Annotated in this window: 11 protein-coding genes and 1 pseudogene; 8 read left to right on the top strand and 4 right to left on the bottom strand. The window is 71.2% G+C overall.

All coding sequences use genetic code 11. The annotated features are described in order from the left end of the window. Positions 1-47 precede the first annotated feature (47 nt). The gene (locus ADK55_RS18695; protein WP_053680214.1) at positions 48-443 is read left to right on the top strand and encodes a TOBE domain-containing protein; all 396 of its coding nucleotides are present in this window, start codon (positions 48-50) and stop codon (positions 441-443) included. 51 nt (positions 444-494) lie between these two features. On the opposite strand, the gene ADK55_RS18690 is transcribed toward ADK55_RS18695, so the two are convergent. Beyond that, positions 495-1,976 carry a PucR family transcriptional regulator gene (locus ADK55_RS18690; RefSeq protein WP_053680212.1) on the bottom strand — a complete coding sequence of 494 codons (1,482 nt, stop codon included), beginning with the start codon at positions 1,974-1,976 and terminating at the stop codon, positions 495-497. 220 nt (positions 1,977-2,196) lie between these two features. Between ADK55_RS18690 and ADK55_RS18685 the strand changes: the two genes are divergently transcribed. The 5 genes from ADK55_RS18685 (at position 2,197) to ADK55_RS38645 (ending at position 9,669) form a co-directional block, all read left to right on the top strand. After that, positions 2,197-3,078, top strand: a complete 882-nt coding sequence (locus ADK55_RS18685; RefSeq protein ID WP_053680210.1) for an FAD binding domain-containing protein — start codon at positions 2,197-2,199, stop codon at positions 3,076-3,078. Beyond that, entirely contained in the window at positions 3,075-5,903 is a 2,829-nt protein-coding gene (locus ADK55_RS18680) for a molybdopterin-dependent oxidoreductase (protein WP_053680208.1), read from the top strand. The genes ADK55_RS18685 and ADK55_RS18680 overlap by 4 nt, the downstream gene beginning before the upstream one ends. Before the next feature lie 77 nt (positions 5,904-5,980). Further along, entirely contained in the window at positions 5,981-6,427 is a 447-nt protein-coding gene (locus tag ADK55_RS18675) for a molybdopterin-dependent oxidoreductase (RefSeq protein ID WP_234350132.1), read from the top strand. A gap of 446 nt (positions 6,428-6,873) precedes the next feature. Continuing rightward, a complete protein-coding gene (locus tag ADK55_RS18670; protein ID WP_234350131.1) occupies positions 6,874-8,961 on the top strand; it encodes an RICIN domain-containing protein in 2,088 nt (695 codons plus the stop codon). Between the two features lie 93 nt (positions 8,962-9,054). Continuing rightward, on the top strand, positions 9,055-9,669 hold the full coding sequence (locus tag ADK55_RS38645; RefSeq protein WP_053680204.1) for a hypothetical protein: 615 nt from the start codon (positions 9,055-9,057) through the stop codon (positions 9,667-9,669). A 15-nt stretch (positions 9,670-9,684) separates the two neighbouring features. Here the strand turns inward: ADK55_RS38645 and ADK55_RS18660 are convergent, their stop codons facing one another. Genes ADK55_RS18660 through ADK55_RS18650 form a run of 3 tightly spaced genes read right to left on the bottom strand, consistent with a single transcriptional unit; the run spans position 9,685 to position 10,916 of the window. Continuing rightward, entirely contained in the window at positions 9,685-9,867 is a 183-nt protein-coding gene (locus ADK55_RS18660; protein WP_053680202.1) for a DUF397 domain-containing protein, read from the bottom strand. Between the two features lie 3 nt (positions 9,868-9,870). Continuing rightward, complete coding sequence (locus ADK55_RS18655; protein ID WP_078999107.1) at positions 9,871-10,062, bottom strand: DUF397 domain-containing protein; 192 nt, start codon at positions 10,060-10,062, stop codon at positions 9,871-9,873. Next, on the bottom strand, positions 10,059-10,916 hold the full coding sequence (locus ADK55_RS18650; RefSeq protein WP_053680199.1) for a helix-turn-helix domain-containing protein: 858 nt from the start codon (positions 10,914-10,916) through the stop codon (positions 10,059-10,061). Before ADK55_RS18650 ends, ADK55_RS18655 begins: the two co-directional genes overlap by 4 nt. Positions 10,917-11,073: 157 nt before the next feature. Here ADK55_RS18650 and ADK55_RS18645 point away from each other — a divergent pair, with 157 nt between their 5' ends. Both ADK55_RS18645 and ADK55_RS18640 read left to right on the top strand, forming a co-directional pair. Then, positions 11,074-11,439 (top strand): ATP-binding protein, encoded by a 366-nt coding sequence (locus tag ADK55_RS18645; protein ID WP_053680197.1) that lies wholly within the window; start codon positions 11,074-11,076, stop codon positions 11,437-11,439. 346 nt (positions 11,440-11,785) lie between these two features. Next, positions 11,786-12,184 (top strand): annotated as a pseudogene (locus tag ADK55_RS18640) (hypothetical protein); the annotation flags it as partial.

Genomic DNA, 12,184 nt, shown 5'->3' with positions numbered 1-12,184 from the left:
CCCGGCCGAGAAGCCCCGCCGGGATCCCGCCCGACTAGGCTGCGGCCGTGCCGTCGTACTCCATGGGTCAGGCCGCGAACCTGCTGGGTGTCAGCCCCGAGACCGTCCGCCGTTGGGCGGACGCCGGAAGGCTGCCCGTCCACCGCGCGTCCGATGGGACGCGGACGGTGGACGGGGTGGCGCTCGCCGCGTTCGCGAAGGAGCGGGCGGCGAGCCCGGCGCCGGTCACGGGGGCCGTGGCGACCTCGGTGCGGAACTCCTTCGCGGGGATCGTCACCGCGGTGCGGGTCGACGACGTGGCGGCCCAGGTGGAGATCCAGTCGGGTCCGCACCGGGTCGTCTCGGTCGTCACGCGGGAGTCGGTGGAGCAGCTCGGGATCGCGGTGGGGGTGTGCGTCACGGCGCGGGTGAAGTCCACCGAGGTGTACATCGACCTGCCCTGAGGCCCGCCGGCCGCACGAGGGCCGCGCACCGGCCCTCTCCACAGCCCCCGGTCAGCGGCAGCGCAGCGCCGCGTACAGGTCGAGCTTGTGGTCGAGGCGCGAGAGGTCCCGGCCGGTCAGGGTCTCGACCCGCTCGATGCGGTAGTGGACGGTGTTCACGTGCAGGTGGAGGGCCTCCGCCGTGCGTGCCCAGGAGCAGTTGTTCGCGAGGAACACCTCCAGCGTCTCCCGCAGCATGCCGTCGCCGAGTGCTCCCAGGGTCCGTGCCGCGAAGACGGTGCGGACCTCGGGCGGTACCCCGGCGAGCAGTTCGGTGAGGGTGTCCAGTTGCTCGACTCCGCGTACGGGGACGTCGTCGTCGGCCGCGGTGAGGGCGAAGCGGGACTGGTTCAGGGACGCGCGCAGCGCCTCGGCGGTGGAGGCGCGGGTGCCGGCGCCGAGGCGCAGCTCCACGTCCGGTTCGGCGCAGGCGCGGACGAGCGGCCACACCGAGCGGAGCAGGTCGGGGACGTCGAGTCCGGCGGAGGGGTCCTCGTACAGGACGGCGGTGTGGTCGCCGACCGCGGACGGGACGGTGTCGAGGTGGCGCAGGGCCTCGGCGAGGGCGTCGCCCGAGGTGGCGGTCAGGACGCGGTACGGGCCTCCGAGCGGGAGCCCGGCGGCGGTCAGCGCGTCGTCGAGGGTGGCCGGGTCGGGGTCCCCGGACAGGACGCGGATCAGTTCCTCGGCGGTGGCGCGGGCGGCGGCGACGCGGCGGGCCTGGCCGTCGCGGTACTGGGCGATGACCTCGGCGATCTCGTGGAGGACGCGGGGCGGGGCCGCGTCGGCGTCGGGCACGTGGAGCTGCCAGGCGTCGTAGGGGGAGCTGTCGGACTCGATGCGCAGGAAGACGCCGGGCCGGGACGAGACGCCGGGCCGGGACGAGCCGCCGCCGCGGGCGGCGGTCGTGCGCCGGGCCGGAATGGCGGGGGCGGAGGGCGTACGGGCGACGGTGCGGCCGCTCGCGGTCAGCAGGTAGCAGGCGATCCGGCCGAGGTGGGCGCAGGCCCGGTCGAGGAGTTCGGCGGGGCCGGCGCCGCCTTCGAGGAGGTGGCTGAGTTCGCTGCGGACGTTCTCGGGGAGGGCGAAGAGTCGGGTGGGGCGGCGGCTGAGGTCCCCCCATTGGCGCAGGTACACGGCCTCGGTCACGGCGCGGAAGCTGGTCTTGGCGGGGACGGCGACGAGGGGGACGCGGTGGGCCCGGCAGGCGGCGACCAGTTCGTCGGGGACTTTGCCGTGGGTCTCCTCGCCGGCGAGGAGGGCGGTGGCCCCGGCGTGGGCGAGGGCGGAGACGAAACGGTCCGCCTTGGCGAGGTCGCCGTCCGCCCACCACACGAGTCCGCTCAGGACGAGTTCGCCGGGGCCGAGGAAACGGCCGGGGTCCTCCAGGTCGGTGGCGGTGACCCCGCTGACCTCCTGGCCGAGAAGGGCCTCCTCGCCCCAGAGCAGGGTGAGGCCGAGATTGTCGGACTGGAGCAGGTCGAGGACGTGCATGGCAGGGACTCCTTGCGGTGGGCGGCAACCCACATTCGCCAGGCGAATACGAGAATGCCCATCGTAAATGCAAGGGCAAGAGCCCGGCCGGCCTCTTGGTTGATTCTCCAGGGCGCGCTGCCTCCGGGTGGTTGCTTTCCGTGGCCGGGACCAGTCGTCCCGGCCCCTTCCGCGTTGCTTCACTGACTGAAAACCCCCTGGGAGAGGCCGGTGGCGCGAAGTGGATCTCAACACGGTGCTCGACGTGCGCGACGCGCGCCGCCGGGAGCCCTGGCGGCCGGGTGACGCCTGGCTCGGCGGCGGCACGTATCTCTTCTCCGAGCCGCAGCCGCACCTGCGCCGGCTGATCGACCTCTCCCGGATGGGCTGGCCTCCGCTGTCCTGGCAGCCGGACGGTTCGCTGGACATCGCGGCGACCTGCACCATCACCGAGCTGTCCCGGTTCGGCCGTTCGCTGCCGAAGGCCGCCGCCCCGCTGATCGAGCGGTGCTGCCGGGCCTTCCTCGCCAGCTTCAAGATCTGGAACATGGCCACCGTCGGGGGCAACCTCTGCAACGGTCTCCCCGCCGGCCCGATGATCTCCCTCACCGCCGCCCTCGACGGCGAGGTGCTGCTCCAGGGCCAGGACGGCGCGACCCGCCGGCTGTCCGTCGTCGACTTCGTCCTCGGTGCGGGCGTCAAGGACCTTCGTGACGGCGAGCTGCTGCGTTCCGTGCGGGTCCCGGCCCGGGCGCTGGACTGCCGTACGGCTTTCCGGCAGGCGTCGCTGTACGGGCTCGGGCGTTCCGGCGCGCTGGTGATCGGGGCGTCGGACCCGCGGGACGGTTCGCTGACGGTGACGGTCTCCGCCGCGACCACCCGGCCGTTCCGGTTCTGGTTCGCCCTGCCGCCGACCGCGGGCGAGCTGCGGGAGGCGATCGACTCCGCCGTCCGCGCCGACGAGTGGTTCGACGACATCCACGGCCTGCCGGAGTGGCGCCGCCACATGGCCCTGCGCCTCTCCGAGGAGATCCGCCGCGAGCTGTCCCCCACCCCCGGAGCACCCGCTCCCGGAGCACCCGCCCTCGAACCGGCCCACGACCACCAGGAGGGATCCCGATGAGCACCGACGCGCCCGAGAGCTACCGGATCGAGGTCAACGAGCGGGAGTTCACCGAGGAGCCCCGGGCCGGCCAGTGCCTGCGCACGTACCTGCGCGAGCGCGGTTGGTTCGGCGTGAAGAAGGGCTGCGACCAGGGCGACTGCGGTGCCTGCACCGTGCACGTCGACGGGCAGCCGGTGCACAGTTGCCTGTATCCGGCCGTACGCGCCCAGGGCCGCTCGGTGACGACCGTCGAGGGCCTCGCCAGGCCGGGCGGTGAACTGCACCCGGCGCAGAAGCAGTTCCTCGACGCGCAGGGCTTCCAGTGCGGCTTCTGCACGGCCGGGTTCCTGATGACCACGGCCGCGCTCCAGGCCGAGCGGGGCACCGCGCACGACGACGGCAAGTTGGACGATCTGCCGCGCGCCTTCAAGGGCAACATCTGCCGCTGTACCGGTTATCGCGCCATCGAGGACGCCGTGCGCGGGGTGAAGCACACCGAGGATCCGGAGGCGGGGCAGGCGGTGGGCAAGTCGCTGGGCGCGCCCGCCGGTCCGCTCGTCGTCACCGGCACGGCCCGCTACACCTTCGACGTGGAGGTGCCGGGGCTGCTCCACATGAAGCTGCTGCGTTCCCCGCACCCGCACGCCCGGATCGTCTCCATCGACACCCGCGACGCCCTCCAGGTGCCCGGGGTGCACGCGGTCCTCACCCACCACGACGCCCCGGAGCGGCTCTACTCCTCGGCCCGGCACGAGCATCCCACCGAGGACCCGATGGACACCCGTGTCCTGGACGACGTGGTGCGCTTCGTCGGCCAGCGGGTGGCGGCCGTGGTGGCGACGAGCGAGCAGGCGGCCGAGGAGGGCTGCCGCCGGGTGGTCGTCACGTACGAGGAGCTGCCGTACGTGATCGATCCGGAGGAGGCCATGCTTCCGGGCGCTCCCGTCCTGCACGCCAAGGGGCCGGAGTCGGGCATCTTCCGCGCCGAGAACAACGTGTGCGGCGAGGTCCACAACACCCTCGGCGACATGGAGAAGGGGTGGGCGGAGGCGGACGTCGTCCACGAGGAGACCTTCCAGACGCAGCGCGTGCAGCACGCCAGCCTGGAGACGCACGGCAGCGTCGCGTACTTCGAGCCCAAGGAGGAGGGCGACGGCGAGCGCATCACCGTCCGCTCCTCCACGCAGGCGCCGTTCCTGACCCGGCGGGCGCTGTGCGCCCTGTACGACCTGAACGAGGACGAGGTCCGCGTGGTCGCGGGCCGTGTGGGCGGCGGGTTCGGCGGCAAGCAGGAGATGCTGACCGAGGACATCGTGGTCCTCGCCGCCCTGAAGCTGCGGCGGCCGGTGAAACTCGAGTTCACCCGGGCCGAGCAGTTCTACGGCGCCACCACCCGCCACCCCTTCAAGATCACCATCAAGATCGGCGCCCAGGCCGACGGCACCCTCACCGCGCTGCGCATCCGCGTCGTCTCCAACACCGGCGCGTACGGCAACCACGGCCCGGCCGTCATGTTCCACAGCGTCGGCGAGTCCTTCGCCGTCTACAAGGCACCGAACAAGGAGGTGGAGGCGTACTCCGTCTACACCAACGGCGTTCCGGCGGGCGCCTTTCGCGGCTACGGCCTGGGCCAGGTCCTCTTCGCCCTGGAGTCGGTGATGGACGAGCTGGCCGTCAAGCTGGGCATGGACCCGCTCGTGCTGCGCGAGAAGAACGTGATCGGCGCCGGCGACCACCTGGTGACCCCGATCGGCCACGAGGAGGACCTGTTCATCGCCTCGTACGGGATGAAGCAGTGCATGGACGTCGTCCGCAAGGCCATCGCCGAGGACCGCAGTCACGAGGACGTCCCGGAGGGCTGGCTCACCGGTCAGGGCACGGCGGTCGCGATGATCGCGACCGGCCCGCCGGGCGGTCACTACGCGGACGCGCGGGTCGCCCTGCTGCGCGACGGGACGTACGACATCGCGGTCGGCACGGCGGAGTTCGGCAACGGCACCACCACCGTCCACAGGCAGATCACCGCCGGGGCGCTGAACACCACGGTCGACCGGATCGCGGTCCGCCAGTCGGACACGGACGTGGTGCGCCACGACACCGGCGCGTTCGGATCCGCCGGCACGGTGGTGGCGGGCAAGGCCGTGATGCTGGCGGCCAACTCCCTCGCGGAGCGGCTCCAGACCTTCGCGGCCCGGCACACGGGCGTGGCGCGTCACCTGTGCAGGCTCCGGGCCGAGGCCTTCGACTGCGCGGGCCGCGTGCTCACGCTCAAGGAGTTGTACGAGGCCGCGTACGACAAGGGGAAGCTCGACGAGATCGCGGCGGACGGGCACTGGGGTGGCTCGCCGCGTTCGGTCGCCTTCAACGCGCAGTGGTTCCGTCTCGCCGTCGACCCGGACACGGGCGAGATGAGGATCCTGCGCAGCGTGCACGCGGCCGACGCGGGCAAGGTGATGAACCCGATGCAGTGCCGCGGCCAGGTGGAGGGCGGTGTGGCGCAGGCGCTGGGCGCGACGCTGTTCGAGACCGTACGGGTGGACGAGCGCGGGGAGGTGACCACGGCGGCGTTCCGTCGCTACCGGCTGCCGCAGTACGCGGACGTGCCGCGTACGGAGGTCCACTTCATGGAGACCTCGGACGCGATCGGGCCGCTGGGCGCCAAGTCGATGAGCGAGAGCCCCTTCAACCCGGTGGCGCCGGCGTTCGCGAACGCCCTGCGGGACGCGACGGGGGTGCGGTTCACGGAGCTGCCGGTGACGCGGGACGTGGTGTGGCGGAGGATCGCGGAGCACGCGCGGGGACGAGGCGAACGGAGCCTGCCAGGTGGAACCAACGAATCATGACACGTTTGCGGCTCGCATCTTGCCATCAACCTTGCAGATGAGGTTCCGGAATGAGCCCGCCCGGGCATGACGTACGCATGGCCGAACTCATGCTGCAGGGGGACCTCGATCACCCGGCGACCCTGAGCGTCGCGGACCTTCGGGAGTGGGAACAGCACAAGGCCGCCGTCACCTTCGACTGTGCGACGAACGGCCCCCAGCACCACGTGTTCGAAGGCGCGCTGCTCCGGGACGTCGTCGCGCAGGCCGGCCCGGCCTTCGACGCCCGGCGGCGCAAGGACCGCTCCCGCTTCCTCATCGCGGTGAGCGGCGGGGACGGCCACCACAGCGTGTTGTCCTGGGCGGAGTTGGACCGCGACTTCGGGGCCACCCCGGTCCTGTTGGCGACCCGCCTGGACGGTGAGGACCTCGACGAGGCGGGCAGCCAGTTGGTGGTGCCCTCGGACCGCTGCGGCGCGCGCTATGTCAGCGCGATCACGCACGTGTGGTTCGGCGCGCTGACGCCGCCGACCCTGGGGCTCTGACGCCGCCGGTCCTGAGGCCCTGTCGACGCCGGTCCTGAGGCCCTGACGCCGCCGACCCCGAGGCCTGACGCCGCTCCTCCCGGGCTCCGACAGGGGCTCCGACAGGGGCTCCGGCTTGGGGGTCGGGGCCCGTCCCGGACGCGTCCTCACGGTTCGTGACCGCAAGAATTCAGCAAGTGAGCGATAGATGAATCCCTGACTGAATTGTCGTCAATAAGCTTCCACTTCTTATCTCGATTTGATAACGACCTCCCCGATAAGGCCTGGACCTTTGCGCCACTACACGCGTAACTCGCCTTACTCGTATACGAGTTGACAGTTCATCAAATCAAACCAGAAGGTAACGGTCTGATTTCTTGGGGCCAATTCCCGTTTGTCCGAATTCTCCGTACCGCCCTTCTGGCAGGCTTCCGCGCACCCACCCCCCATCACGATTTGAGGTGCGCATGACCAGACGTAGAAGGCGTGAACACCGGCGCAAGCCACGCCGGTTCATACTCGTCACCGCCGCCATGGCCACCGCGGCGGTGATCGCGGGAGGCGTCGCCTACTCCGGACTGGGTGACAACGCCCAGGCGTCCCAGCCCGCACAGGCCGAAGCGCTCGCCGCGGAGATACCCGCGCCCGCCGCCGCACCCGCCCGGGACGCCGAGCCGGCCGTCATCAAGGACGCGCCCGCCAACGAGAACGCCCGCGGCATGATCTACGACGGTCTCAAGGCCGCGCCGAAGGGCGACCGCTGCGTCGGCGTCTACCGCACCGACGTCGGGCACTGCACCCACGGCCCCGACGCACCGCCCAAGGGCGTCGACATCAAGAAGGACATCCCGCCCGTCGTCAAGGCGAAGGCGCCCGCGGCCGACCCGGCCCGCCCCGCGTCCGACGACCCGGCCCCCGCGGAGGGTGGCAAGCGCGCCCAGGACGCGCCCGCCGCCGACGCGCAGGCGGCCACGAACACCGCCAAGGCCGCCCCGGCCCCCGCCGCCTCGGCCGCCTCCGGCCAGGCGGTCGCCGCAGGGCCCGCCGGCCAGACCGTCCAGTGCGACGGCGACGGCAGCACCGGCAACCGCGTCCAGGTCGTCTACGTGCACGGCCCCGACCGCGACCGGTACTCCGAGTACGTGGCCTCGTTCCGCAAGTGGGCCGTCGACGCGGACCTCATCTACTCCACGAGCGCCAAGGAGACCGGCGGCGTCCGGCACATCCGCTACGTGACGGCCGCGGACTGCACGCCGACCGTGCTCAACATCGAGCTTCCGGCGTCGGCCCTCTCCGAGTTCAGCGCGAGCAACAAGGCGCTCGCCGGCAAGGGCCTCGACCGCCGCGACCGCAAGTACATGATCTTCGCGGACACGCAGGTCTACTGCGGCATCGGCACCTTCAACGGCGACGAGCGCCACGGCCAGGACAACCTGAGCAACTTCGGCCCCTCCTACGGCCGTACCGACTCCGGCTGCTGGGGCGGCCACACCGCCGCGCACGAGCTGGGCCACAACCTGGGCGCGGTCAACAACAGCGCACCCAACACCAGCCGCGGCGCGCACTGCACGGACGAGTGGGACGTCATGTGCTACTCGGACACCCCGTACTACCCCACGATGCGCAACGTCTGCACCAACCAGGCGGCCGAGAACATCCTGGACTGCAACCACGACGACTACTTCCACACCAGTCCCAAGGCGGGCAGCTACCTCGCCACGCACTGGAACATCGCGGACAACCAGTTCCTGATGCGCACGGCCGGCGGCGGGGGCGGGACCGACCCGAACCCGAACCCCAAGCCGACGCCCACCCCCACCCCCAAGCCCACGCCGACGCCGACGCCGACGAAGAAGCCCACGGGCGGCCCCACGGTCACGGCCGGACAGATCCAGTCCGACTCCGTCGTGGTGAGCTGGCCGAAGGTGGAGGGCGCCGCCTGGTACCAGGTGCAGCTCAACGGCAAGCACCTGACCTGGACCCAGTCGCAGACCCTGCGGATCTACAACCTGAAGCCGGGCAGCGAGTACAAGATCGCCGTGTCGGTGCGGGACTCCGCCGGTCGTGACAGCGGCGCCGGCAAGACCACGACGTTCCGTACGAAGAGCACGGGCGGAGGCGCCACCACCAAGCCGAACACCCGCTACCTGCTCGGCAACGGCAGCACCGGCATGAACGCCGAACTGTGGGGCGGCCGGACCGCCGACGGGACGGTCCTCGTCGGTGGCCGCGCCAACGGCTACGCCCAGCAGCAGTGGTACTTCGACGACGCGGGCAGTGGTCTCGTCCGCATCCGTTCCGCCGTCTCCGGCAAGTGCCTCCAGCCGGGCGCCGCGGCGGCGGCCGGCATGTGGGTCGCGCAGCAGCCCTGCACGAACTCCGGCGCGCAGAAGTGGCGGGTCACCGCCCGCGGCAACGCCGTGACCGTGACGGACGCGGGCGGCGGTTTCGCCCTTACGGTCAGCAACCGCCCGTACTACGGGAACTGGCTGCTCGACCTCCAGCGCGCGGACGGCCGCGCGGCGCAGGCGTGGACGGTCCAGAAGGCCGCCTGACCCTCCTCGTGAACCCCCGGCGGACGGCCCCTCCCCACGCGGGGCCGTCCGCCGGCTCCCTCATCTCGACCCACCGCACTTCGGAGTACCGCGATGATGCGCACCAGACACGCGTTCCTGTTCCTGTTCCTGCTGCTCGCGCAGGGCCTGGCCGTATCCACCGACGCGCACGCGCACGGTGACACCGTCAAGGTGGTGATCACCGGACAGCGCGAGGGGCACGTCACCACAGAGATCACCTGGGAGAACGACGGGGATCCCGTCGAAGAGGCCGTGGCCGCCACGGTGAACGCGACCAACCCCGACGGCTCCCGCACCATGGGCCCCTGGGGGCTGGTCCGCGACGCGGGCAAGCCCAGCGGCTGGTCCACGACCGAGGTACTGCCGCCGGGCACGTGGAAGGTCACGGTGGACGTGGGCTTCCCCGACCTGGGACACGGAGAGAGCGAGATCGCGGTTCCGGTGACCGACCCCGCCCCGTCGACCGCGCCGTCGACCGCCCCCACGACGGTGCCGAGCCCCGTCGCCTCCCCGACCCCGTCCGCCCCCGCCGCCTCGACCCCGCAGGTCCCGGACCCGTCCACCGCCCCGGTGGCGAAGAAGTCCGACGACACCGTCTGGTGGACCACGGCGGGCGTGGTGGTCATCGCCCTCGCCGGCGCCGCGGTCGGCATCCTCCTGCGCCGCGCGCGGGCCCGCAGGCGCTGACCCGCGCGAGCCGTTTCAGGCCTGGGAGGCGTACGACACGAAGCCTGCCCAGGCCTGCGGCGTGAGCGCGAGCCGGGGTCCGGGGACGTTCTTCGAGTCCCGGACGTGGACAGTGCCGGGGGTCGCGGCTACCTCGACGCAGGAGTCGCCCTCAGGGCCGCTGCTGTAGCTGCTCTTGAACCAGTCCAGATCGGCCATGACCTACCCCTTCGCGGCGTACGTGACGAAGCCCGCCCAGGCCTGCGGCGTGAGCACGAGCCGGGCACCGGAGTCGTTCTTGGAATCCCGGACATGCACCGTGCCGGGGGTCGACGCGACCTCGACGCAGTCATCGATCTCGCTGCTGCTGCTGTAGCTGCTCTTGAACCAGTCCAGCTCAAGGTCGTTGATCATGTCTCCCCCAGCAGATGCTCGATGAAGGCCCGGGACTCCCATGGCGTCAACGCCTGGGCTCGGATCATCCCATAACGCAGCTCAAGGATCTGGAGCTGCTTGCGGTCGGAAACGGGACGTCCGTTGAACGCGCCGTCGGAGCGCCCCACCGCCGTGCCGTCACCGAACTTGAGCAACTCGATGATGCCCGCCATGCCGGCGTGCACTTCACGATCCGTCGGCATGACCTGGATCGACACATTCCGCAACTGGCCTACGCACAGGATGCGTTCGAGCTGCGCCTCCCACACCATTGTGCCTCCGATACGGCGCCTAAGCGATGCCTCCTCCTGCACGACGGTGATCGCCGGAGCGAGCTTGCGGTCGAAGACCGACCGTCGCGCCAGCCGCCCCGCGACGCCTCGCTCAATCTCTTCGAGCGTGTGCGTCGGCTGCCGCATCTCGAACAGCGCCCGGGCATGCCCTTCGGTCTGCAACAGGCCATGGATGTTGTGCGTGTGATAGCCGCAGATCTCCACCGCGTCGGCTTCCATCTTCGCCAGGGCCCGAACCGTCTTCGGGTAACGGGCGCGGCCCAGGTCCTCCTTCATCGCCTTGATCAGCCCGCCGGCCTCCAGCGCGTCGTCCACCCTGTCCAGGTACTCCGGCTTGGCGATCCGCTTGCCGCCCTCGACCTTGTAGATCAGGTCCTCGCCGTACCGGATCCGCGACGCCAGTTCCGCCACCCGCACGCCCAGCGCTTCGCGCCGAGCCCGCATCTGGCGGCCGAACGCCGCGACGATGTCCGCCCCCTGTTCGTCCTCGGGGTCCACCGACCAGCTGTGCTCTTCCGTACCGTCACTGTCCACGCTCACGCGCGCCCACCTCCGACGAGCCCGAAGTTTCGCTACTCCCCGTACCCGTACGCGCCCTCCGGACAGTCCGGACAGGCTTGGACAGGCCTCGTACAGACCTTGTACGCAAGGCCGTTGCACCTTCTCAGGCTACGCACGAGCGGCCACGCTGCGTGACATGAATCCTCAACTCAGCTTCTCCCTCCAGCTCTCCGCCACGCCCCGCGCGGCCCGGCTCGCCCGTCTGCTCACCGTCGAGCAACTCCGTTCCTGGGGCGTTCCCTTCGAGGACGCCGCGCAGCTCGTCGCGGAACTCTGCGCGAACGCGATCACGCACGGCCGGGTTCCGGGGCGGGACTTTCGGCTGGACATCAGCGTCGACGCGTCCCGGGGCGTGCGGATCGAGGTGGTCGACCCCCGGGGCGACGTGCCGGTGGGCGAGCCGCGCCGGGGACTGGCGATCGTCGAGGCGCTCTCGGACCGCTGGGGGAGCACTCCCGGGCCCGCTCCGAGGAAGGTGGTATGGGCCGAACTGAAGTGCTGAGAACAGCGTTTGATCCTGGTCGGACCGGGTCCCGGTCCGCCGGGACCTGGTGACCCGGGATGCTTCTTTCCTTGCTTCGCAGTACCAGGGGAGAGAACCTGCCCTACCCCACCAGCCTCCCGCCGAGGCGCCCTCACTCACACGAGTGAATGGCCCCAACTTGGCTGGCGGGACGGCCCGTTGCCTGGCATATGCTCGGCCCCGACAACTCCAGACACAGGACGGCCCCCGGCCGGGACGGCAATCCCGATCGAGGGCCTGACCACGAGAAGGATCCAACTTCCCGATGGCTTTCCAGCACCCTAGCGCCCACTCGCGCGCGGCGTACGGCGTTCAGCACCGCAACGTGCGTCTCACCCGTCGCTTCACGATCGTCAGCAACGACCTCGTCCAGCACCCGGAGCTGTCGATGAACGCCCGGGGACTCGGCGCGTACATCCAGTCGCTGCCCGCGGGCACCCCGATCGGCATCAAGGACCTGCTCAGCGAGCTGCCGCTCGGCCAGGTGTGCATCGCCTCTGCCCTGCGCGAGCTGGAGGACCACGGCTTCCTGGGCCGCTCCAAGGAGCACCTCCCGAACGGTCGCCTCATCACCCGTACGGTGTCGCACAACCACCCCAGCGCGGCCGAGCTCGCACCCGCAGCCCCGCAGACCCCGCCGGCGCCCCGCCCCGCCCCCCCGCCGCAGCCCGCCCCGGAGCCCGCTCCCGCTCCCGCTCCGGAACCCGACCCGGCGCCCGAGGAG

This window comes from Streptomyces sp. WM4235, assembly GCF_001279725.1.
Taxonomy (GTDB): Bacteria; Actinomycetota; Actinomycetes; order Streptomycetales; family Streptomycetaceae; genus Streptomyces.
Note: the sequence above shows the minus strand (reverse complement) of the source record. Positions and strands in the feature narration are given on the sequence as shown.